This is a genomic window from Pseudomonas protegens (assembly GCF_003732485.1).
GTDB classification, from domain to species: Bacteria; Pseudomonadota; Gammaproteobacteria; order Pseudomonadales; family Pseudomonadaceae; genus Aquipseudomonas; species Aquipseudomonas protegens_B.
On the sequence record NZ_MOAK01000086.1, the window covers coordinates 564,493 to 566,186 of the forward strand.

General features: G+C 59.9%; 2 protein-coding genes. Both read right to left on the reverse strand.

The window, feature by feature from the left end:
- Positions 1 to 770, reverse strand: a 770-nt coding sequence (locus tag BLX41_RS29590; RefSeq protein ID WP_123727811.1) for a transporter substrate-binding domain-containing protein, incomplete at its 3' end; no start/stop codon positions are given.
- Between the two features lie 333 nt (positions 771 to 1,103).
- On the reverse strand, positions 1,104 to 1,694 hold a 591-nt coding region (locus BLX41_RS29595), incomplete at its 5' end, for a penicillin acylase family protein (RefSeq protein ID WP_148059789.1).

Below are 1,694 nucleotides of genomic sequence, written 5' to 3' on the forward strand. Positions count from 1 at the left end.
TAGAGGTTCAGGTCACCGAAGTGTTTTTTCTGGATGGTGGCGTAGGTGCCATCATCGTGTAACGCTTTGATACCTTTATCCAGGAGCGCTTTCAGCTCTTTGTTACCTTTTGAGATACCGATGGCGGTCTTGGACGGCAGCAGTGGGTCATCCACCGGCTTGCTGACTTCGTAGTCCGCGCCCTGCGGCGATTTGAGGAAGCCCAGTTCGGCTTGCAGCATGTCCTGGATCGAGGCATCCAGGCGCCCGGAGGTCAGGTCGGCATAGACCTGATCCTGGTTCTGATAGGCCTGGGTCTTGACTCCGGCCTTGTCCAGCACGGCCTTGGCATAGGCTTCCTGAATGGTGCCCTGCTCATAGCCGACGGTCTTGCCCTTGAGTGAGGCAGTGTCTGCGCTCAGCCCCGAGCCTTTCTTGAAGACGAACGAAGTGGGGCCGGAGAACAGCTCGTTGGAGAAGTCGATGACTTTTTCACGGGCCGGGGTGACGGTCATGGACGAGATCACACCGTCGAATTTATTGGCTTTCAGGCCGGGAATCATGCCGTCGAAGTCACTTTCGACCCATTTGCATTTGACCTTCAGCTCGGCGCAGATGGCGTTGCCCAGATCAATATCGAAGCCCACCAGGCTGCCGTCGGCGGCCTTGGACTCGAAGGGGGCGTAGGACGGATCGACGCCAAAGCGCAGTTCCTTGTATTCCTTGGCCAGCGCGGAGCCGGCGGCCATGCAGAGAGCCAGTGCAGAAAGGGTCAGCAATGCTTTTTTCATTATTCAATCCCTAAGAACCAATATGAGCGCTTGTGGCGCATGAGTACTGTTACTGGAACGCATAAGACTTATTGAAAGTAGCAATTTCCGAACCAGAGTCCCGAACAGGTGTTTTAAAAGCTGCTGATCGCGCTTGCACAAGGCCTGTCGTGCACTGAAAGGGGGGCGTGTCTGTGGCGCGGCGCCAAGAGGGGGCGTGATGGCGGGAAGGGGAGCGCAGGCCGGTGCAGAGCGGATGTCTACCGACTTGATCGCCACTGGCGGGATTGAAGAGTGATCGTTATGGGGCGAACCCGCTGACGCAGGATGCGTCGGCGGGTTCGCTCGTGAGGGCTACTTGCCCGGGACCAGAGTCAGGCGGGTCTTGCCGTAGCTGCGCTCGAAGTTCTGCGGCTGCATCGGGAAGCTCAGGTATTGGGCCTTGAGCCAGCCGTCGATGCCGTTGGCGTAGTTCGGGCTCACCGGGTTACTGGATTGGCCACTGCTGTTGAGGCCCATCAACGGCTCGCTCAGCGCGAAGTCGACGACGAAGCGCAGGGCCGGGGTGGTGGTGATGGCAAAATCCTGTCCCCAGCGATAGCCGGCGCTGTTGACGGTGTTCTGGTCGCCGCCGGCCTGCAAGGGGCCGCGAATTGCCTGGCCGCTGTTGTTGGTCCAGCGGTAGCTGTGCAACTTGCTCCACTGCCAGGCCTTGCGGTCCGTGCCCAGCAGTTGCTCGCCCGAACTGATGGCCGCCGCCAGGCTGCGGGCGAGAATGGCCGGCTTGTCCTCTTTTTGCCCGTTACGCGAGTCGCCCCAGAACGGGCTGTCTTCCCGGCTCAGAAGATGATCGGCCTGTGCCGAATAGGACAGGCTCGCGTTGGCGACGAAGGCTTGCCAGGCAATGCCGGGCTCAGGGCCGAGCTGTTTGAGGAAGGTCTGCTT